Below are 22747 nucleotides of genomic sequence, written 5' to 3'. Positions count from 1 at the left end.
TACAATTTAATAAATCAAATTTGTTCTTCAATCCAACTTAACTGATTAAATCCTAAAAAATAAACTAATTTTCTAGAGCATATGAAAAAAAATATAGCAAAAAATGCAGTTTTACAATTAAATAACCAAATAAAGCTACTAGTCTTAGTGTGTATTGTTTTTACTACTGCAAGTGCCCAAGATAGAACAGTAAGCGGAACCGTAACGGATAGTTTAGGTATGCCGCTTCCGGGAGTTACTATTATGATTCAAGATACTAATACAGGAACGAATACAGATTATGATGGTAACTATACGATTCAGGCTTCGCCTGTCCAAACTTTGGTTTTTACTTATATAGGAATGAGAACTGCTTCCCAGCTGGTAGGAAATCAAACCAAGATTGACATTATTTTAAAGGAAGATTCAATGCTGGAGGAGGTAATTGTTGTAGGATACGGGTCAAAAAAGAAAAGTGATGTCATCAGTTCGGTAGTTTCGATAAAGGCCGAGGATATGACCAAGGTAGCCACTTCAGATATTGGAGAAATGTTGCGTGGAAAAGCAGCTGGTGTACAAGTGACACTTGCCAGCGGAGCCCCAGGAGGATCATCAACTATCCGAATCAGGGGGCAACGGTCTGTAGATGGAGGAAACGATCCAATTGTGATAGCTGATGGGGTGAGAATCGGAAGTATAAACGATATCAATGCGAATGATATAGAATCGCTAGAAGTTTTGAAAGATGCCGCTGCTCAGGCCATTTATGGAGCAAGGGCTTCGAATGGTGTAATCCTTATCACTACCAAGAGAGGAAAAGAAGGAAAATTGAGCGTGACCTATAATGGATTTTCGGGAATTCAAAACATCAACAGAAATTTTGATATCTACAGCGGAGCCGAATTTGCCCAGTTAAAGAGGGAAGCATTTAGAACCAATAATGGAGGTGTTTACCGACCAGATGAAGAAATTTTCTCTGCCTTGGAATTGGCCAGTGTACAATCAGGCGAGTATATCGATTGGGAAGATTTGATACTTCGGACGGGAACTACACAGAATCACGCCATCAACGTATCGGCTGGAACAGATAAATTCAGCATTTTCAGCAGTGTCAACTATATCCATACCGAAGGGGTGATTCCAAACTCCGATTACGATAAAGTGGGATTGAGATTAAATGTGGATCAGAAAGTAAATTCTTGGCTGAAAGTGGGCTTGAATACTTCTTTTCAATTTTCTGAAACCAACAACCCCAATACCAATAGCCCAACAGGAACCAATAACAGCGGTATCCTCATAACTTCAATTACAACAGCTCCACTTGGAAATGCTTATAATGAAGACGGAACATTTCGTTTGTTGCCTGGAGGCTTTGCGGAAAATAAAAATCCGTTGATTGATATTTATGAAACTACAAATTTAATAGAACAGCGAAACGATATATTGAATTTGTTTGCCGATGTAACATTGTTTAAAGGATTCAACTACAGATTAAATGCAAGTAGAAGATCGTGGAATTATAAAAGATTGTCATACAATACCACCCAGTCGCTGGCAGGAATTGCAAACAGCGGTCAAGGTAGTGGAGCCATTCAATTTCAGGATAATGTAGAATGGCAGATTGAAAATATCCTTACGTATAAATTTGATCTCAAAGAGGCACATCATTTCAATATTACAGCCGTGCAGAGTATTTCCAAAACGGAGTACAATAATTTCACGAATACGGCAGACAGAATACCTAATGATATCTTGGGAATTTACGGACTGGGAGGAGCTTTTTTAAACACTCCTTCTATTTCAGGGACAAGAAGAGGAATTGTTTCTGCCGTAGGAAGGTTCGAATATGATTATGATAACAAGTACTATTTTACAGTTTCAGGCAGGGCCGATGGTTCGACTGTATTTGGAAAGAATAATAAATGGGCCTATTTTCCTGCCGCAAACCTAGGTTGGAATGTTTACAAGGAAAATTTTCTGAAAGATGTAGATGAGGTCAGCAATTTGAAATTAAGATTCAGTTACGGTAGTGTTGGTAATGAAGGAATACAGCCAGGTCAAAGCCAAAGCACGGCAGATCAAAGCAATTATATCATCGATGGCAATCCGGTTACAGGTTATGTACCGGGTAACACCTTGCCAAATCCTGATTTGAAATGGGAAACTTCAACCACATTCAATGCCGCAATCGATTTAGGGTTTTTTAACAATCGAATCACTTCTACCATTGAGTTCTATAATACAAGAACAAAGGATTTGCTGGTAAGAGAAGCTCTAGATCCGTCTTCTGGATACAATTTTAAATGGAATAATTTAGGAGAGATTGAAAATGAAGGAATTGAAGTAACACTAAATGGTGATGTCATCCGAAATGATAATTTCAAGTTTAGCGTAGGTGTTTCCTATACCAAGAATAATAATAAAATTATCAGTTTGTATGGCAAGGATGCCGACGGAGATGGTGTAGAGGACGACGATGTGGCAAACAGGAGATTTATCGGACAGCCAATAGGCGTGTTCTATCAATATCAGCCAGTTGGTATTTTTCAGGAAGGGGAGGATATCATCAATTCAGCACAACCGCTTGCCCAACCGGGAGATATAAAACTACGTGATGTGAATGGCGATGGAGTTATCAATGATGACGACCGTGTTATCACTTCACAGCAACCGGATTGGTTCGGAACACTTTCCTTGAATCTCGAATATAAAAACTTTGATATGTCTGCCGATTTTTATACCGTTCAAGGTGTAACAAGAAACAACCCGTTCCTTTATGGTTATTCAGAAGGAGGTTCTTTAAGAGGAATCAAAAATGGAATCAAGCAGAATTATTGGACTCCTGAAAATCCAGGTGGCGATTTTCCACGTCCAAGAGAAGGAAATGACCCAAGCAATATCTTTAATATGGGATTGCAGGACGCTTCTTATGTAAGATTGCAGAACATCACAATGGGATACAGGTTGCCTGAATCTATTCTTAAAAAATTCGGACTCTCTAATTTCAGGCTTTACATAACAGGAAGTAATTTATTTACCATCACTGATTTCCAATCCTACAGTCCTGAAAGAAATCCGAATGAATATCCAGAACCCGTAACTGTTGTAACCGGCCTTCAAATTGGATTTTAAGAAAAATTATTTAGATAAAATATTAAATTAAAGATTATGAAAAAACTTAGATATTTATTCTTTTCCGCTTTACTGTTGGCATTTACGCTAGTATCCTGTGAGGAATTTCTAGAGGAAGAGATATTAGATGTTTCTGTAGATTTTATTTACTCTACACCCGAAGGATTGGAAGTAGGGGTGAATGCACTTTACAACAGGATGAGGGTCTATAATGCTCCAGCCGGAGATAATACGAATTTGCAATCGAATGTATTCTTTTTGGCTGCCACAGATTTAGGATTACACCGAACTTGGTTTACACCTTATGGTCCGTCCACTCACACACCAGCAAGATTTCCGGCTGATAAATGGAACAATGCCTATCGCATCATCGACAGGGCATCGGCAATCATCACAAGTGCGAGATCTGTTGAAATGGATGAAGCTGCAAAAAATAAATTGGTGGCTCAAGCAAGGGTCATCCGAGGAGAGCTTTATCTGGATTTGATCAGAATGTATGGCGGAATTGTATTAGATACAATACCTACAACACCTCAAAACATCAATGACCCGGTTGACTATAAAAGAGCAACAGATGAAGAAATTTTTGGTGTAATCAATTCTGATTTGGATTTTGCTGTTGAACATCTAGACTGGCAGGTTCCAACGGGCCGTTACGGAAAAGGTGTTGCCATACATTTGAGAGGAAAGGCGGCAATGTGGAAAAGCGATTGGCAGGAGGCAGCCGATCAGTTCGATGCCATCATTAGCGACGGAACTCATAGCCTCGTTGAACTTAGCCAGGTGTTTGGAGCCGATGTAAACCATAGCGAAGCCCTATTTGTTTACCAAAGAAACCAGTCTCTTGGAGAAGGCGACAATCTAGCAGGAGGTGGAGGTTTTTGGCTTGGAAGCGTCTTCAACCAAAGGATATACGAAAAACAATCGGGTGCTGATCCTGTTGCAGGAAATGAAGTTATTCTCGCCACTGAATATGGCGGACAAGCCTTAGGATGGTTTTATCCTAACAATTATTTAAATAGTTTGTATGATAAAGTAAATGACAAAAGATTTATAACCTATTATTGGCCTGAAAACTACACGAGCTATGTGGTAAATAATCCACAGCATCCAAGATTTGGCCAACCCATTACCGAACCGGAAGACAATTACAGGAGATTTCATTGGAGCCTGAAAAAATATGCCGATTTCAATACAAAATTGCCTAATCAGGACGAGAGTTTCAAGAACTACATCTATTATCGATTTGCCGAAACGCTGTTGTTGGCTTCAGAAGCACATCATAACCTTGGCAATTCAGATATTGCCCTTGAATACCTCAATAAAGTAAGAAGAAGAGGATATGGCTTAAACCCAAATGCCGCGGCACCTGGAGTAGATTTTACAGCTTGGGATCTAAATACTTATTTGGAAGAATCGGCCAGGGAACTTGCGTTTGAAAATAACCGTTGGTTTTTGCTGAAGCGTCTGGGTTTGTTAGGAGAAAGAATTACACTTTATTATAGAAATGGGGACACTTCTGCTGCCGAAGCCAATGATGCCGCCAACAGCCAGACACCTTGGCTTCCTCATTACATCAACTGTCCGGTGCCCCAAAGTCAGATTGATATTATGGGAGAGAGTGGTTCAGAATTTAATGTAGGTTATTAGTAAACAAATTTTGGTTAGTTTGTCTGGGGGAACTACATAGAAACCTTTTTTAGTCATGAAGGTTTCTATACCTCTCAGGCTTTAATCTTAAATATAAAAAGAATGTCAAGAAAAAATTATAAGGAAATAGTCTTAGTTTTAATCACTTTTATTTCATTTCACTTTAGTGGAAACAGTCAAAAAACTATTCAAAATATTTATGGCAGGGAACGTTTGAGCCTAAATGGTTCTTGGAAATACATCATCGATCCGTATCAGATGGGCTATCTGGATTACAGGCAAAAGCCTTTTGACGAAAGCAAGTCAGGAAAAGGCGGATTCTATGACAATTTAACTTCGATGGAGAATTCAAAAGCCGAATATAATTTTGATTTTGAACCCACATTGCAAGTACCTGGCGATTGGAATTCTCAAGACGAAAGACTTTTATTTTACGAAGGCACATTGTGGTACAAGAGAGATTTTACGGTTTCGCTCAAAAGCGATAAAAAATACTTCCTGCATTTTGGAGCCGTTAATTATGAATCTCATGTGTACCTGAACGGAAAAAAATTGGGTGTTCATAAAGGAGGTTTTACACCTTTTCAATTTGATGTCTCAGATAAATTAAACGACGGGAATAATTTTGTAGTGGTAATGGTTGACAATACAAGAAAAAAAGATGAAGTACCCACCATCAATACTGATTGGTGGAACTACGGAGGTATTACCAGAGATGTCACGCTTGTAACAACTCCAGCGTCCTATATCGAAGATTATAAGGTGCAACTCGCTAAGGCGGATAAAGACAATATTGAAGGATTTATTCAAGTAAAAGGCAATAACAAAAAGGAAAATGTGGTTTTGGAAATTCCAGAACTTAAAATTAAATCCACCTTTACAACCGATGAAAATGGTTATGTGAAATTTACTTTTCCGTTAAAGAAAGTCCAATATTGGTCGCCAGAAATGCCTAAACTTTATCAGGTTACGATAACTTCCAGTACAGATAAAATTACAGACAAAATAGGTTTTAGAACTATAAAAACGGTAAACAAGGACATCTTGCTTAATGGCAAATCGATTTTCCTAAAAGGAATATCCGTTCATGACGAAAACCCTCTTTTAGGCGGAAGATTACGATCAGAAGGCGATATGAGGATGATTTTAAATTGGGCAAAAGATCTAGGATGCAACTACATTCGCTTGGCACATTATACCCATAATGAAGCAATGCTTCGATTGGCAGACGAAGTTGGGCTATTTGTTTGGGCGGAAGTTCCTGTATATTGGACTATCTCATGGTCGAATCCTGAAACCTATAAAAATGCCGAAAACCAATTAACAGTTGGTATCGAACGGGATAAAAACAGGGCAAGTATCGCCATTTGGTCGGTAGGAAACGAAACTCCAATCAGCAACGAACGAAATATCTTTATGGGAAAACTAATAGATAAAGCTAGAAGCCTTGACGATACTAGATTGATTGCCGCAGCTTTAGAAGTAGATCGGGAAGGATATATTGCAACGGTTGATGATGCTCTTGGAGAGAAACTAGATCTTGCAAGTTTTAATGAATATGGAGGCTGGTATTGGTCTGAGCCAAAGGAGCTTCCGAAATATTCCTTTGATATTAAGTTTAATAAGCCTGTGGTAATTTCAGAGTTTGGAGCAGAAGCTGTAGCGGGATTCCATGGCGATGAAGATACCATTTGGTCCGAAGAATTTCAGGAATTATTTTATATCAAACAGCTCGAAATGCTCGAAAGAATTGATGGACTTAGAGGTATGACGCCATGGATACTTGTAGATTTTAAATCGCCACGACGCCAACACCCCATCCATCAAAACTTTTGGAACAGAAAAGGGCTTATTTCCGAAACAGGAAAAAAGAAGAAGGCCTTTTATATATTACAAAACTATTATAAATATAAAACCATAGATAAGAAGAAGTAGTTGTTCTTGTTTAAAATTTAAAAAAATACAAAATGAAAAATATGCTTAAAATTTTCGGTCTATTGATTTTTTTCGCCACTTCCTCATGCTCAGATGACGAAAGGATTGTTTTTGTTGAAGGTGAAGAAGTGGGAGAAGAACCTGTCAATTCAGAATTTCCTACTGCAAAAGAAGTTATTCTGGACATGAGTGCAGGTTTCAATTTAGGAAATGTGTTTGACAATGGCAACAATCCCACAACATTTGAAACCATCAAGCCCATTATCGATCTATATAAAAATGCAGGGATGAAGCACGTTAGGATTCCAACCACTTGGATGGACAGATTTGCGGATCATCTAGCAGACGAGAATGGAAATGTTAATACCAGCCATCCAAGGTTTTTAGAACTTGTTCAAGTTATTGATTATGCTTTAAGCCTTGATATGTATGTTGTTTTAAACACGCATCATGAGCATTGGCTAAAAGATCATTATGACGGAACGGCTGTGTATGATACTAAATTCCAAACCTTATGGACAGGAATTGCAACCTATTTCAAGGATTATCCCAACAAGCTTATTTTTGAAGTGCTGAATGAACCCGAAGGAACTTTAGGAGAAAACGATGGTAATGGTCCGTTTCCTGACGCATCTGATCTAACAGCAATTTCCTATACAAGGAGAGTAAACCTCGTAGGATATGACGCCATTAGGGCTACGGGAGGAAATAATGCCACCCGTATTATAATGGTAGGGCTAAACGGTCAAGGTAATGCCGTGAATATAGAGGAGGTTTATCCCAATATTGCAAGCTTGCCGGGTGCTGGTTCAGATCATTATCTTGCCATTCAGGTTCACAGCTATAATCCATGGGCATTTTGTGGCGAAACGGGCAGCAATGCCGCGTTTCCAGGGACTGCAGCCATTGAAAAAGGAATTCAGGATGTTAGTGTTCATGCCATCAAGCTAAACGTCCCGATCAATTATGGTGAGTTTGGCGTAGGAAGAAGCAACAATACAGCCGAACGTAACACGGATTTAGTTAGAGGTTATTATAGAACGATGGCCGTTAGTACTTTGGGACAAAAAATGTCCTACAGTGTTTGGGATGATCGAGGATGGTTCGGCTTGGTTAATAGCTCAGGAACAATTTTCACAAACAACATTGTTCCTTATATGTTGCAATAAATTTAATTGAATAAAACTAAAAACGCTTGTATATCTAAGGATTTTCAGGCGTTTTTTTTATCTGGACCAGTATTTTTTATCAAAACTGTATCCATAAATTGCCAAAAATATAATAATTTTTATTTTTAAAGGATAGGTAGGAAAGGGATATAGGGGTACATAAAAAGTGTGAACATCTGCAAACGACGCAAAGTATCGGCAAATGAAAAACCAGCTAAATTGCTGTTTTTAAGACAATTTAACTGGTTTGTTTGTTGTTGTTTTGTGCTCGCTATTTTCCAATGCAAAAATTCGCAAAGATATTCCCTAATAATTCATCATTCGTAACTTCCCCTGTGATGTTTCCAAAATGATACAAAGCTTCCCGAATATCAATCGCCATCAAATCGCTTGGAAGATTAGTTTGCAAGCCATAGTTTACTTTTTGAATTTCTTCCAAGGCTTTCAAGAGTGAATCATAATGTCTGGTGTTGGTAACGATTGTTTCATTATTTCGCAAAGCACCTGTATTTACAAACGAAAGCAATTGGTTTTTTAATTCCTCAATTCCTGCGTTGTTTTTTGCAGAAATCAATAGGATATTTTGTATTTCGGATTGTAAGTTTTTAATTTCAACAGTTGAAAGCAAATCTTTTTTATTTGCAATAACAATGAGTGGTTTCAACGGAAATTGATTTCTAATTTTTTCAACCTCTATCTTCACCTGAAGTAGATTCTGACTTCCATCTTCCATCTTCCATCTTCCATCAATCAGGTAAAGAACAACCTGTGCTTGCTCGATTTTTTCAAAGGTTTTTTTAATCCCAATGCTTTCCACAACGTCTTTTGTTTCGCGAATTCCAGCCGTATCAATAAATCGAAAACTCATCCCTTCAATTACCAATTCATCTTCAATGGTGTCGCGTGTTGTTCCTGCAATGTCCGAAACAATGGCACGTTCTTCATTCAACAAGGCGTTCAAAAGTGTCGATTTTCCAACATTTGGCTCGCCAACAATGGCAACAGGAATTCCATTCTTTATTACATTTCCAACGGCAAAGGAATCGATTAATCGCTTCAGCACAAATTCAATTCGGTTTAAAAGTTCATAAAATTGAGTTCTGTCTGCAAATTCTACATCTTCTTCGGCAAAATCCAGTTCAAGCTCGATTAGCGATGCAAAATTCAACAATTCCTCACGCAATTTGGCAATCTCGTTACTAAAGCCACCCCGCATTTGTTGCATCGCAATTTGATGAGAAGCTTCGTTATCCGAATTGATCAAATCAGCAACAGCTTCTGCTTGAGAAAGATCTAATTTACCGTTTAAAAAAGCCCTCAAGGTGAATTCTCCCGCTTGAGCCATTCGGCAACCTTTTCGCAATAATAATTGTATAATTTGTTGCTGGATGTAGGTCGATCCGTGGCAGGAAATTTCAATCGTATTTTCTCCTGTATAGGAATTTGGACCTTTAAAAACGGAAATCAAAACCTGGTCGAAGATTTTTTCATCTTCAAAAATATGTCCGAGATGGATCGTATGGGTTTTTTGTTTCGTAATATCTTTTCCCGAAACCGACTGGAAAACGCTGGCTCCAATGGCAATTGCATTCTCACCCGAAATCCTGATAACGGCAATCGCTCCCGCTCCAGAAGGTGTTGCCAATGCCACGATGGAATCCTGATTGATCATAACTAAATTGTTTTGTGCAAAAGTACTCAAAAGGATTTAAAGAAGGATCGAAAGACTAAAAGATGGAAAGACTAAAAGATAGAAGGAGTCGTCTTTAAGTCTTTAAATCCCTTTTATCTCTTTTGTCTTTTTTAAATCATTTTTCCGTTAAATAAATGTAAAACTGATAATTATCATGACAATAACCTGAATGTTTTTGTAACTTTAGATGGTTAACTAACAACCCCGACAGTCATGAGAAAAATATTGTTTCCCACGGATTTTTCAGAAACTTCAAACAATGCCTTTGTGTATGCCTTGAAATTAGCTGAAAATATTGGAGCAGAAGTGATTACGCTTCACGTTTATGAATTGCCTATTATCGATATGAGTTATACCGATGTTCCTGTTTATCAGGCAGAAGTTTACGAAAGTTTGGAACTGAACAACTTTGAGAACTTCAAAGACCAGATTCCAATGTTAAGAAAAATTGCAGAGCAACATAAACTGGATCATATAAAAATGAGCAACATGATGCTTCAGGGCGATTTGGTTACCAATATCATTCAAACCGTAAAAGATGAATTCATTGATTATGTTGTGATGGGAACAGGTGGTGCAACTGGTTTAAAAGAATTTTTTATTGGATCTACAACTGCCAGTGTAATGACGGGAACTAATGCTTTAGTACTTGGTGTTCCTGCAAATTCCCAATATGAACCCATCAAGAAAATTGGTTTTACAACTCAATTCACAATCGAAGAACTGGATGCCTTACGTAAATTATTACCACTTGCAAAAGGCTTTAAAGCCGATATTGAATGTCTGTTTGTAAAGAATGGCGACAACGAAGTTAATGAAGTGATAATTGCCGATTGGAAAGTGATTTTTAAAGAAGAAAAAGTAACTTTTCACATTATTGAAAGCAAGGATGTTGAAGATACGATTATCGATTTTGTTAACCTTTACAGAATCAATATCTTGGCGATGCTCAACCAAAAAAGAAGTTTTTGGGAAGGTCTGTTCCATACAAGTTTGACCAAGAAAATGGCTTTCCATACCAAGATTCCATTATTGGCACTTCATAACGACTAATAAATTTAAAGTTTTTGATAATTACACAAAAAAACATCCGCTCAAAGGCGGATGTTCTTAATTTATAATGCTCTGGTATTAGAACCTGTATCTGATACCTAAAGCGATGTCTGGTCCAAAATTATCTCTTCTCCAATCCTCAGATCCGAAGTGAATTTCTGGTCTGAAATCCAAAGACAATTGTAATGGGAAATCAAAAACATACTCAATACCGATATCTCCAGCGGCAAAAACACCTAAACCGCTATCATCGCGGTTATCAGGAAACGGACCGTGCTTATCATCATAGCTCCAACTCGTCAAACCTCCACCAACACCAGCATACCAGTTGAAACCTCCTTCAATGTTCCATACCCATTGATACAAACCTGTTAGTTTTATTGCATCAACGTGACGGCTGTTTCTCCAACCTAAATCCAATTCTAAACGATTATTGTCGCCTAAACCTCTTTGGTAAGAAATCTCTCCACCAAATCCGTCATTATCTCCAACACGGATACCTAATGCATTTTTAGAAATTTCTTGAGCTTGTGATGTAAATGCCAAACCAATTAGCATAACAGCTGATAAGATTACTTTTTTCATAAATTTTTGTTTTAAGTTATTGGCAAAGTTAAGCAAATAACAAGCCATTAACAGGCACATATCCTATCAACATTAAGCTAAAACATTACAAAATTCGTAGATTCTAACTATTCACCACTATGATTTACAAGATATTCCTTTATGTTTTGAGTGGCTGTAGAAGGGATTGGTAGTGCAATTTCCATATTGGCCAATTCATAATGTATGTCGGTAGTGCTATAAACCATACCAACATTATTTGCATAATATTGAGTGGAAACCACAACATCCTGAGAATTCATCACATTAAAAGGGAAGTTAACTCCTTGAAACGAAACAACCCCGCCAACATTCAAATTCACAATCACTTTAATCACCTTCACATTTTGATAGGTGTCGTGTCCAGGAACAGCGAAAGAAGCTAAAGTCTCGGCAAAAACGCTTTTCATCGTATAATTGAAAGTAAGTGGAATTTCATCAAACTGATAATTTATTGATCCCGAAATAGAACTCAATTGCTCATTGTCCGAAGCATTTTCTTTAAAGATAATAAAATCCGAAACAGCTAAATCAACAGGAAAACCTTCAATTAGGTCGATATCTATAGCACCAGAAACCATTAGTTTGTCCCCACTTTTTCTAATCCCATTTCCAGTCAATGAACTAGAATAGAACCCAAACGGAAGATCTTTCGTTTTAAATTTCTTGTGTGGCGTGTTGTTGATAGTCGTGTCGTTTGCAATATATAAAGAGTCACGTCCGGGGAAATCTCCGTTCACATCATAAACCCAAAAATCCCCATTTTCAATAGGAAAATAATTGTTTGCAGTAGGCTCTTCGGGTGTAGCACTATCATCCGAAGTGGAGCAAGAAGTTAGGAATGCCATCACAAGAACAGCAAGTAAATAGTTGTGTTTCATATTCGTAAAGGTTAAATTAGAAAGCGAATATAACCATTTTACTCTTTTCCAAACAAGAAAGAGGACACAAGTTGCTGGCTGAACCTGTTTTCCATTTCAAAATAATCCTCTTCAACATGAAAATAATCCTCTTCGTATCTATATAGTTTCCAACGCTTTTTGTTATATTCCAATGCCGTCAAGTTCTCAATCCAATCCCCCGAATTCAAATACATCGTTTCGCCATTCTTGTTTTCCTTCCTAATCATTTTAGGTTCATGAATATGGCCACAAACCACATAATCATATTTGTTTTCAATAGCCAAGTCAGTGGCAGTGGTTTCAAAATCCGAAATATGTTTCACGGCTTTCTTCACGCTGGCCTTAATTTTTTTCGAAAACGAATACGGATCCTTCCCCAATTTATTCAAGCACCAGTTCGCAAATCGGTTCATTAAAATCAAATAATCATAACCCCAGCCACCCAATTTTGCAATCCATTTCGAGTGTTGGACGGAAGCATCAAAAACATCTCCATGAAAAATCCACGCCTTCTTTTCATCCAATTCCAGCACCAATTTGTCCACCACACTAAAATTCCCCATGTGAGCATCGCTAAATTTCCGCAACATCTCATCATGATTTCCTGTGATGTAATACACCTTGGTTCCCTTCGAAGCAAAATCAATCAATTTCTTCACAACTTTAAGATGTGATTTCGGAAAATACGATTTTCTAAACTGCCAAATATCAATAATATCACCATTCAACACCAACGTTTTCGGTTTAATCGAGTTTAGATATTGATGCAATTCCTTAGCATGACAGCCAAAAGTGCCCAAATGCACATCAGAAATAACCACCAGTTCAACAGGTCTCTTTTTCAATTTGAATCAATTTGAAGTTTAACAAATTAACCACTCATCCATTAATTGAAAATAAAATCAAGGTTAAGAAAACAATTTATTTTCAGGAGCCCATCCAGCTTTCCGTTCCAAGTCCTCATTCTAGAAGCTTTTTTTCCAAGCCCCAAAAGGAGCTTCCGTTGGTCGCTCTTTTGGGTCAGGAAAAAATAGCTTCTAGAATTCCGGGCTTTCCACTACAAATGAAATTCACTGAACTCCTCTGAAAATAATATAATGTGAAGTAATCTGGGCTAGCTTCGCACGAGGAAATCAGTAGTTCAGAAATAAAGCTATTTTAAAACCCAATCCATAAGCTAATAAAATGAATACACAGAAAAAGTTCCAAGACACTGTTCGGTAGAATTTATAGCACAGGAACAGTTCCAAGAAACTGTTCGGCAGAATTTAGGACACAGGAACTGTTCCATAAACACCGTCAAAATTCAGAGCACCAAAAGAACTTCCCAATACATCCAAGTATAAAAAACCTTTTGCATTCCTAATGTCCTGACAACCGACAACCGACAACTGACAACTGATCACCGACCACTGAAAACTGCGACTGAATACTGACCACTGAAAACTGACCACTAAACACTAAAAACTTTCAACTTTTATTCTATATTTGTTCAAAACAATAAAAAATGGCCGGAAACAGCTACGGAACACTATATAAAATAACCACATTTGGAGAATCCCATGGCGAGGCTTTGGGCGGAATTATAGACGGTTGCCCTCCAGGAATCGAACTCAATCTTGAAGCAATTCAACATGAAATGTCCAGAAGAAAACCCGGACAATCCGCCATCGTCACCCAAAGAAAGGAAGACGATGAGGTACAATTCCTCTCCGGAATCTTTGAAGGAAAAACCACCGGAACACCAATCGGATTCATCATTCCAAACACCAATCAAAAATCAGACGATTATTCACACATCAAGGACTCCTATCGTCCCAGCCATGCCGATTACGTGTACGAACAAAAATACGGCATCCGCGATTACCGTGGTGGTGGAAGAAGTTCGGCCCGCGAAACCGCAAGCAGGGTAGTGGCTGGAGCAGTTGCAAAGCAAATCCTGAAGGATATAAAAATCAATGCCTTCGTTTCTTCAGTAGGCGATATTTTCATAGACAAGCCCTATCAAGATTTAGATTTTTCTAAAACCGAAAGTAATCCAGTTCGTTGTCCAGACGAAGCCACGGCTCAAAAAATGGAAGACTATATCCGCAAAATCCGCAAGCAAGGCGATACCGTTGGCGGAACAATAACATGCGTTTTGCAAAATGTTCCCATAGGTTTTGGCGAACCTGTTTTTGACAAACTGCATGCCGAATTAGGAAAAGCAATGCTTTCCATCAATGCGGTAAAAGGATTCGAATACGGAAGTGGTTTTTGTGGAGCCCGAATGAAAGGAAGCGAACACAACGACCTTTATAATCCCGACGGAACAACAAAATCCAATCTTTCAGGCGGCATCCAAGGCGGAATTTCAAACGGAATGGACATTTATTTCCGTGTTGCCTTCAAACCTGTTGCTACAATAATGCAAAAGCAGGAAACAATAGACAATCAAGGAAATAGTGTAGAAATGCACGGCAAAGGCCGTCATGACCCGTGTGTAGTTCCAAGAGCAGTTCCAATTGTAGAAGCCATGGCGTCAATTGTCTTGGCCGATTTCTATCTGATTAATAAAACTTATAAATAATAGCTATGTTCAAATCCAAAATCAGTATTGTAACCTTTATTGCCGTTATCATTGCCCTAATTATAACCTTATTATACGAATTTGATATTGCTACTTTCAATAATGAATTTATGATGGTCGTTCGTTGGACAGTCGGAGCCTTATTGATTGCCAATGCACTTCACCGAAAAAATCTAACCACTTGGATACTAACCAGTATGGTTTTGGGAATCTTCATAGGAGTCGATTTCCCAAATTTTGCAGCAGCACTACAACCCTTGAGCAGTGGTTTCATAAAATTGGTTAAAACCATTGTAGGACCAATATTGTTTGCAACATTGGTTTATGGAATTGCTGGACATTCCGATTTGAAACAGGTGGGTAGAATGGCTTGGAAATCGATGCTCTACTTTTTTTGTGCTACAACATGTGCCATTTTTATTGGTTTGGCAGCTATAAATATTACAAAAGCTGGAGTCGGAATTGATATAGCAAACATGCCTCAGGAAGAATTGCCAACCATAACTAAAAACAACACCATACTTGAATCTTTGCCAGAACATGTTCATGGGGTTTATAAATTTACAAGCTTTTTTAAAGATTTGTTTCCCGAAAACATTGTAAAATCCATCTATGAAAACCAAGTACTTCAAATTGTTGTTTTTTCAGTTCTTTTTGGAATTGGCTTGGCTTTGGTAGAAGAAAAAAAGCGAAAACCTTTGGTAGATTTCACCGAGAGCCTTTCGGAAACAATGTTCAAATTCACAAATCTGATTATGTATTTTGCTCCAATTGGAGTAGGTGCGGCAATGGCCTATACGGTTGGACATCTTGGGGTTGATATCCTAAAGAATTTATTCATGCTTCTTGGAACCTTATATTTGGCACTTACTTTTTTCTTGTTATTGGTATTATTGCCGATTGCTCTTTATTTGAAAATCCCAGTGAAACGATTTATAATGGCAATCAAGGAACCCGTTTCCATTGCTTTTGCCACTACAAGTTCGGATGCGGCTTTACCAAAAGCCATGAGTGCAATGGAAAAATTTGGCGTACCGCGAAAAATTGTATCCTTTGTAATTCCAACCGGATACAGCTTCAACCTTGACGGAACTTCCCTTTATCTTTCATTGGCATCGATATTTGTAGCACAGGCAGCCGGAATTGATTTAAGCTTTGGCGAACAATTGATAATTGCTTTTACGTTGATGATCACTTCAAAGGGAGTTGCAGCAGTTCCAAGAGCTTCGCTTATCATCTTGATTGCAACAGCCGATCAGTTTGGACTTCCTGTTTTTGTAATTGCGGCAATTTTAGGCATCGATGAGTTGATGGACATGGCCCGAACATCTGTAAACGTAGTAGGAAATTGCTTGGCAACTGTTGTCATTGCAAAATGGGAAGGCGAATTTGACGAAGCGGCACCTTATAGGGATTGATAGATAATTATCAGTCAAAAATATTAAAATAAAAAGTACCTATCTTTATTTTGAATGAATTTAATGTAAATTAACAGTTAAATTGGATATATAATAAAATATTATGTAGGACAATTGTTCATTGTTTATAAAAAATATATAAATTTGCTGTAATAATTTAAAAAAAAATAATTTCATGAAAAAAATTTTACTCTTATTGGCTGTTTCAGTAACTAGCCAAAATTTTGCCCAGTTTTCCCAAAGTTTTGAAGGAAGTACTACTACTCCAGCAGGATGGACTGTTATTGCAGGAGGAGATGCTGCCGAAACATGGGAGGTCACAGATCTATCAACCAGTAATGCTATTCAAGCACAAAATGGGACGAATGTTTTTTCTATTAATTATGGTGCTACTGCTCATAATGATTTTTTGGTAACGCCACAATTTACAGTTGTAGCGGGAGTAACAGATAAGTTAACTTTTTGGGGTCGAAGTCGAGATCCTCTTTATCCAGAGACTATTGCCGTAAAAGCATCCACTACTACTGCAACAGCAGCAGCGTTCTCAACGGTTCTTATCGCTTCAGTTGCACCAGCAAGTGGTTCAACTTTTTATAAATATACAGTTGATCTAGCAAATTATGTTGGTCAGACACTTTATGTTGGTTTCCAAAGTACTACGACAGATCAATTTGTTTTTGATATTGATAATGTGGTTTTGGGATCTACAGTAGCTTGTCTAGAACCTACTAGTCCACTTACTCTTTCACCAACATCTTCTTCAGTTACAGTTTCTTGGACAGCAGCAACTCCTGCACCAGCAGAAGGATATGATATTTTTCATTCCGCATCTGGAACTGCACCTACAAGTAATGCTATACCTTCCTTATCTGTTGGAGCTGGTGTAACTACTGGAACCATTTCAAACTTAACGCCTGGAACAAAATACTATTTCTATGTTCGTTCCAAATGTTCTTCTACGGTTTCGTCAGTATGGGGTCATCTGGGAGTGGTTGTGACCGCGGTGTTACCTCCTTATTCTTACGGATTTGACAATGCTGCTGGTTTCACAGCTGATTCATGGTCAGGAACTTGGTCTACCAATGCAACAGCAGGTAATCCTCAAGCTGGAACTCAGATGGTTTTTTCTAACAACTCTGCAACAGCAGCAACAAATAGATGGTTGTTTTCACGCCCAATTATGTTGCAGGAGAATTCAGTTAATACAATTACATTTTATTTGAGAAATTTTACGGCTGCAAATCCAGTTCCCGGACAAAGTATTAAATTAACAGTAGGAAATACAGCTGTTGCGGCAAACCATACTAATGTTTTATGGACATCTTCCACTGTTAACAATACTACTTGGACTCAATTTACTGCAACCTTCACACCAACAACTAGTGGTGTTTATTATTTTGGTTTCCATCATTTTTCGCCAATACAAACAGCAACGGTTTCTTTAGGATTGGATACTTTTGCTCTTTCATCAACATTATCAACAGAAGATTTTACGGCTAAAAAATTCATTGTTTCTCCAAATCCAGTGAAAGATTTGTTGACAATTGCTAATGAATTTCAAACAATTCAGGCTGTAGAAGTGTATGACTTAAATGGAAGACAAGTTAAGAATGTTAGCAATAATGCTACTAATTTGCAAATTTCATTAGGAGATTTATCTTCTGGAGTATATTTATTAAAAATTCAAACTCCACAAGGAATCTCTACTCAAAAAATTATTAAGGAATAAATTTCTATTTCTTTTAAAAACATTGAAACTCCTCAAGCAATTGGGGAGTTTTTTCGTTTAAAAACCCATCATCTGAAAGATAATTTATTGTAATTTTACCAACTAAATTACTTTTTTTGAGGACTACTTTTTTTTTCACTATTGATAATCCATCTGAATTCAAAAAACAACTTTTGTCCTGGAGCCAACAATTCCGCGAAGTTGTTTTTCTGGACAGTAACAATTATCCAAATGACTATTCTAACTACGATATGATTTTGGCTTTAGATGCTTTTACCTCCATTAAAACCGATTTTTATAATGCTTTTGAGGATTTAAAAGTATATCAGCAAACTACAAAAGATTGGCTTTTCGGTTATTTGTCGTATGATTTAAAAAACGATACAGAAGAACTAAAATCAAAAAATCACGATGGATTGTATTTTCCGGATTTGTTTTTCTTCCAGCCTAAAAAAATCTTTTTTTTAAAAGATAATCAGCTTGAAATTCAATACCTCAATATGTGTGATGATGAATTTGAAGAAGATATCAAAGAGATTCAAAATACAATTCACATTCCCGATGGTTTTGAAGTTGAATTGAATATTCAACAAAGAATTTCTAAAGAAAAATATGTTTCCAAAGTAGGGAAAATGCTGGAGCACATCAATCGTGGCGACATCTATGAAGCTAATTTTTGTATGGAATTTTATGCAGAAGATGCTCAAATCAATCCGATGGATAAATTTTTAAAGTTGAACGAAATATCAAAATCGCCTTTTGCAGTTTTCTTTAAGAATAAAAACCACTATTTGCTTTCTGCTTCGCCAGAACGTTATTTGAAAAAGGAAGGCGAAACAATAATTTCTCAACCTATCAAAGGAACTTCCAAAAGATTTTCGGATGAAATTTTAGATGAAGAATCCAAAGAAAACCTTCAAAAAGATCCGAAGGAACGTTCCGAAAACATCATGATTGTCGATCTTGTTCGGAATGATTTGTCTCGAACAGCCCAAAAAGGTTCGGTGGAAGTAAAGGAACTCTGCCGGATTTATTCGTTTCTTCAAGTACATCAGATGATTTCTACGGTAACCTCCAAGCTCGATCCTCAATATTCACCAGTTGATGCCATTAAAACTACTTTTCCGATGGGAAGCATGACAGGAGCTCCAAAAATTTCGGCCATGAACATCATCGAAACTTTAGAGGAAACCAAACGCGGTTTGTATAGCGGTGCTGTCGGTTATTTTACCCCAGAAGGCGATTTCGATTTCAATGTTGTCATCAGGAGTATTTTATATAACGAAGAAAATAAATACGTTTCCTTTTCTGTGGGAAGTGCCATCACTTCTCAATCTGTTCCCGAAAATGAATACGAGGAATGCCTGCTCAAGGCAAAAGCGATGCACACGGTTTTGAAATCTTAAAGTATATGGAAACCCGAAATCTTTTTCTTATTTTTGAAGATGATTTCGAAATTTCAAAAACACTTATCCCAAAATTTATCTTTTCTTGCCCATAAGAAGCTTCTACTGGCCATCAGTGGCGGAATTGACAGTATGGTTTTATTGGATTTATTCAGGAAATCTGGATTTGAAATCGCCATTGCCCATTGTAATTTTCAATTACGAGGTCAGGAAAGTGATGGCGATCAGGCTTTCATCGAAAATTATTCGAAAAAAAATAACATTCCGCTTTTTGTTACTCAATTTGATACCAAGGCTTTCGCCGAAGACTTCAAGCTTTCCATCCAAGTTGCCGCCCGGGAACTTCGCTACAAATGGTTTTATGAGCTTTTGGAATCCAATCAATACGATTATGTCTTGACTGCCCATCACGCAGACGACAATATTGAAACTTTCCTTATTAATTTATCAAGAGGTTCTGGTTTGGAAGGTTTTACTGGAATTCCAGTTCAGAATGATAAAACTGTTCGTCCGTTATTGCCTTATTCTAGGGATGAAATTCTGGAATATGCCAAGGAAAACTCAATCGAATGGCATGAAGACAGCAGCAATGCTTCGGATAAATACCTTCGAAATAAAATCCGCCAGGAAATTGTTCCCGTACTTAAATCCTTGAACCCGAATTTGCTTTCTTCCTTTCAAAACACAGTAGAGAATTTGCAACAATCAATGTCATTGGTAGATGATGCTTCTAGGATTGTATACCGAAAAGTGGTTTTGGATGAAGAAAACCAGAAGAAAATCAACCTAAAGGAATTGCTTCAATTGCCGAATTATAAAGCTTATTTGTACCAATGGCTAAATCCTTTCGGTTTCAAGGCTTGGAATGATATTTACAATTTAGTGGAAAGCCAATCGGGAAAACAGATCTTTTCAGATGGATTCAAGCTTTTGAAGGATAGGGAATATTTGATTCTGTCGCCTCAAACTGAAATTGATAGGGAAGAAAAATATTGGATTGAAGAAAACCAAGAACAAGTTAATTTTCACTTAAAACTGTCTTTTTGTAAAATTTCGAGTATCGGTACTACCACAAATACAACTATATTTGTGGACCAAAACAAACTAAAATATCCGTTGGTTCTCAGGAGATGGGAGGAAGGGGATGTTTTTTATCCATTGGGAATGAATGGAAAGTCTAAAAAGTTGAGCAAATTTTTTAAAGACGAGAAATTTTCCCTTATTGATAAAGAAAACACTTTGCTTTTATGTTCTGAAAATCAAATTGTCTGGGTTGTTGGAATCAGGCAGGATGAACGATTTAAAATTGAAACAACTACAAAACAAATCATACAAATAGCGTTACAAGAATGAAAAAAATATTTTTTTTACTACTCACTTTTTTAGCTTTTACACAAGTTAATGCTCAAATTCTCAATCCCGTAAAATGGTCAACCCGTGTCGAGAAAATTTCAGAAACCGAATTCAATTTGGTTTTTGAAGGCGATTTGGATCCAGAGTGGCATTTGTATTCGCAGTTTACACCAGAAGATGGTCCAATTCCATTGGAAATAAAATTTAAAGAAGCATCAGGAAATTATCAATTGATTGGAAAAGCAGTTGAAAGTAAAACCAAAACAGCTTTCAACGATACGTTTGGGGTGAATGAAATTTTCTTTTCGGATAAATTTTGGGTAAAACAAAAAGTAAAAATCATCAATCTTAAACTTTCAAGCATTGATTCAGAAGTGGACTATCAGGTTTGTAAAGAAGTTTGCATCAACGGAAATAAAAAATTAAAGTTTGATCTGCCAAAGATTGTAGCCAATAAAGTTGAAGCCCCAATAACAACTGAAAAGCCTGCCAAAAATATAGACACGATTAGCATTGTTCCGGTTGATACGGTTGCGAAAGAAACTGCAGTTGTAGCTGAAGTTCAAGAAGATCAGCCTAAAGTTGAAGAAACAGAAGAAGACAAGAAAGGATTGATTTCGATATTTTTTATTGCTTTTTTATCGGGTTTTGCAGCATTGTTGACGCCTTGCGTTTTTCCTTTAATTCCAATGACGGTTAGTTTTTTTACAAAACAAAGTAAAACAAAAGCAGCAGGTATCAGAAATGCAATTACTTATGGAATATCAATCATTGTAATTTATGTTGCATTGGGAAGTATTGTGACGGCCATTTTTGGAGCAGATGCATTAAATGATTTGGCTACAAATGTTTGGTTCAACCTTATTTTCTTTCTATTATTGGTGTTCTTTGCAACGTCATTTTTAGGAGCATTTGAAATCATGCTTCCAAATTCTTGGGCAAACAAAGTAGACAGACAAGCGGATAGAGGTGGAATAGTTGGTATTTTGTTCATGGCTTTGGCTTTGGCAATCGTATCATTTTCTTGTACGGGACCAATCGTAGGAACCTTATTATTTGAAGCTGCTTCTCAAGGAGGAATCGGTCCAATTGTAGGGATGTTTGGATTTTCTTTGGCCTTGGCTTTACCTTTTATGTTGTTTGCAATGTTCCCGGGATGGCTGAATACATTGCCAAAATCGGGAGGATGGTTGAACACCGTGAAGGTTTTTTTAGGGTTTTTGGAATTGGCTTTGGCCTTTAAATTCTTGTCTAATGCCGATTTGGTTTTGCAATTGCATATATTGGAAAGAGAAGTTTTCTTGGCGATTTGGATTGCAATTTTCGGTGTCCTAGCCCTGTACTTGCTTGGAAAAATTACCTTGCCGCACGATAGTCCGTTGCCTTTTATATCGGTTGGAAGATTGATGATGGGACTTTTGGTATTGACTTTTACGATTTATTTGATTCCGGGACTTTGGGGAGCACCACTGAAAATCATTAGTGCTTTTCCTCCTCCTATGACCTATAGCGAAAGCCCGAATGGAGTAGGGAATACTTCTGGTGGAGGATCTCTATCTAAATTACCCAAAGGTGCAAAATATGGTCCTCATAATTTGATTGCCTTTGATGATTATGAACAAGGTTTGGCATATGCAAAATCCGTAAACAAACCAATTTTGCTGGATTTTACAGGACATGCTTGTGTGAATTGCAGGAAGATGGAAAACAATGTGTGGTCGGATGAGGTTATTTTGCCGATTTTGAGAGAAGATGTTGTTTTGATTTCATTGTATGTTGATGATAAAAGACCTTTGCCAAAAGACAAACAATTTTATTCAAAAGAAACAGATTCGGAAATTGAAACCATTGGCGACAAATGGACGGATTTTATGATTACAAAATATAAAACCAACACACAACCGTTATATGTTTTGACAGATTTAAAAGGAAACAGTTTGAATAAAACTAAAGAATCCATCAGTTATGTTAGCATGGATGAATATTTGATTTGGCTAAAAGATGGTTTGAAGAACTTCAAGAAATAAATATTCTATAAATTTTAAAAATTCAAAATACGAATAAGGTGTGAAATTTTTCACACCTTATTTTTTTGTTTAAAAAAATCTAACAACAACTACTGAAACTTCCAAACTCCAAATTGGGGCATTGTGCCA

Annotated in this window: 15 protein-coding genes; 11 read left to right on the top strand and 4 right to left on the bottom strand. The window is 37.2% G+C overall.

The window, feature by feature from the left end; all coding sequences use genetic code 11:
- The first annotated feature begins 81 nt into the window (after nt 1–81).
- The 4 genes from J2X31_RS16655 to J2X31_RS16640 all read left to right on the top strand — a co-directional run bounded on the left by J2X31_RS16655 (nt 82) and on the right by J2X31_RS16640 (nt 7865).
- Nucleotides 82–3111 carry a SusC/RagA family TonB-linked outer membrane protein gene (locus tag J2X31_RS16655; protein ID WP_310028376.1) on the top strand — a complete coding sequence of 1010 codons (3030 nt, stop codon included), beginning with the start codon at nt 82–84 and terminating at the stop codon, nt 3109–3111.
- Between the two features lie 36 nt (nt 3112–3147).
- A complete protein-coding gene (locus tag J2X31_RS16650) occupies nt 3148–4761 on the top strand; it encodes a RagB/SusD family nutrient uptake outer membrane protein (RefSeq protein ID WP_310028373.1) in 1614 nt (537 codons plus the stop codon).
- Between the two features lie 102 nt (nt 4762–4863).
- Nucleotides 4864–6696 (top strand): glycoside hydrolase family 2 protein, encoded by a 1833-nt coding sequence (locus J2X31_RS16645; protein WP_310028371.1) that lies wholly within the window; start codon nt 4864–4866, stop codon nt 6694–6696.
- Between the two features lie 41 nt (nt 6697–6737).
- Nucleotides 6738–7865: a glycoside hydrolase family 5 protein gene (locus J2X31_RS16640; RefSeq protein WP_310028369.1), complete on the top strand. Its 1128-nt coding sequence runs from the start codon at nt 6738–6740 to the stop codon at nt 7863–7865.
- Nucleotides 7866–8136: 271 nt separating this feature from the next.
- On the opposite strand, the gene mnmE is transcribed toward J2X31_RS16640, so the two are convergent.
- Nucleotides 8137–9537, bottom strand: a complete 1401-nt coding sequence (gene mnmE / locus J2X31_RS16635; RefSeq protein ID WP_310028367.1) for a tRNA uridine-5-carboxymethylaminomethyl(34) synthesis GTPase MnmE — start codon at nt 9535–9537, stop codon at nt 8137–8139.
- 234 nt (nt 9538–9771) lie between these two features.
- Between mnmE and J2X31_RS16630 the strand changes: the two genes are divergently transcribed.
- Nucleotides 9772–10611, top strand: a complete 840-nt coding sequence (locus tag J2X31_RS16630; RefSeq protein ID WP_310028364.1) for a universal stress protein — start codon at nt 9772–9774, stop codon at nt 10609–10611.
- Between the two features lie 78 nt (nt 10612–10689).
- Here J2X31_RS16630 and J2X31_RS16625 read toward each other — a convergent pair whose 3' ends face one another.
- From J2X31_RS16625 to J2X31_RS16615, 3 genes are all read right to left on the bottom strand, one after another.
- Nucleotides 10690–11196 carry a hypothetical protein gene (locus J2X31_RS16625; RefSeq protein WP_310028362.1) on the bottom strand — a complete coding sequence of 169 codons (507 nt, stop codon included), beginning with the start codon at nt 11194–11196 and terminating at the stop codon, nt 10690–10692.
- A 107-nt stretch (nt 11197–11303) separates the two neighbouring features.
- On the bottom strand, nt 11304–12095 hold the full coding sequence (locus J2X31_RS16620) for a hypothetical protein (protein ID WP_310028360.1): 792 nt from the start codon (nt 12093–12095) through the stop codon (nt 11304–11306).
- Between the two features lie 38 nt (nt 12096–12133).
- Nucleotides 12134–12961: a UDP-2,3-diacylglucosamine diphosphatase gene (locus J2X31_RS16615; RefSeq protein WP_310028357.1), complete on the bottom strand. Its 828-nt coding sequence runs from the start codon at nt 12959–12961 to the stop codon at nt 12134–12136.
- 662 nt (nt 12962–13623) lie between these two features.
- On the opposite strand from J2X31_RS16615, the gene aroC reads away from it, so the two are divergent.
- From aroC to J2X31_RS16585, 6 genes are all read left to right on the top strand, one after another.
- Nucleotides 13624–14685 carry a chorismate synthase gene (gene aroC / locus J2X31_RS16610; protein ID WP_310028355.1) on the top strand — a complete coding sequence of 354 codons (1062 nt, stop codon included), beginning with the start codon at nt 13624–13626 and terminating at the stop codon, nt 14683–14685.
- Between the two features lie 5 nt (nt 14686–14690).
- Nucleotides 14691–16103 carry a dicarboxylate/amino acid:cation symporter gene (locus tag J2X31_RS16605; protein ID WP_310028352.1) on the top strand — a complete coding sequence of 471 codons (1413 nt, stop codon included), beginning with the start codon at nt 14691–14693 and terminating at the stop codon, nt 16101–16103.
- Between the two features lie 175 nt (nt 16104–16278).
- Complete coding sequence (locus J2X31_RS16600; protein WP_310028349.1) at nt 16279–17832, top strand: T9SS-dependent choice-of-anchor J family protein; 1554 nt, start codon at nt 16279–16281, stop codon at nt 17830–17832.
- A gap of 116 nt (nt 17833–17948) precedes the next feature.
- Entirely contained in the window at nt 17949–19238 is a 1290-nt protein-coding gene (locus J2X31_RS16595) for an anthranilate synthase component I family protein (RefSeq protein ID WP_310028346.1), read from the top strand.
- 39 nt (nt 19239–19277) lie between these two features.
- Nucleotides 19278–20591: a tRNA lysidine(34) synthetase TilS gene (gene tilS, locus J2X31_RS16590; protein WP_310028343.1), complete on the top strand. Its 1314-nt coding sequence runs from the start codon at nt 19278–19280 to the stop codon at nt 20589–20591.
- Nucleotides 20588–22618, top strand: a complete 2031-nt coding sequence (locus J2X31_RS16585; RefSeq protein WP_310028339.1) for a protein-disulfide reductase DsbD family protein — start codon at nt 20588–20590, stop codon at nt 22616–22618. Before tilS ends, J2X31_RS16585 begins: the two co-directional genes overlap by 4 nt.
- Nucleotides 22619–22747 lie beyond the last annotated feature (129 nt).

Origin of the sequence: Flavobacterium arsenatis (assembly GCF_031456785.1) — a bacterium.
GTDB classification, from domain to species: Bacteria; Bacteroidota; Bacteroidia; order Flavobacteriales; family Flavobacteriaceae; genus Flavobacterium; species Flavobacterium arsenatis.
Note: the sequence above shows the minus strand (reverse complement) of the source record. Positions and strands in the feature narration are given on the sequence as shown.